The 233-nt window shown below is 64.8% G+C and carries 1 pseudogene (running past one end of the window); it reads right to left on the bottom strand.

What is annotated here, in order from left to right:
• Window positions 1–233, bottom strand: a pseudogene (locus HX846_RS10730) (helix-turn-helix domain-containing protein); its annotated part reaches 239 nt to the left of the window's first position; the annotation flags it as partial.

Here is a 233-nt window from a genome sequence, read left to right as displayed (position 1 = left end):
TCTTCGGCGCCGATGTGCGCATCGATGTAGGCGATGGTCTTGCGAAACTGCCGTTCCTGGGTGTCCACACCGTTGTCCCGGGCGCTGATCCCCGGCAGCAGCAGGCTGACCAATGCATCCAGCACGGCTTCGCTTTCCTGCATGCCCAGGTCGTTTTGCTGGCGGGTGTCGAGCACCATCTGGCTGGCCATCAGCGCCAACGGCGTGCGCGCCGAGATCCGCGTCGCGCAGTT

Source organism: Pseudomonas sp. K5002 (genome assembly GCF_013386655.1).
GTDB lineage: Bacteria > Pseudomonadota > Gammaproteobacteria > Pseudomonadales > Pseudomonadaceae > Aquipseudomonas.
Note: the sequence above shows the minus strand (reverse complement) of the source record. Positions and strands in the feature narration are given on the sequence as shown.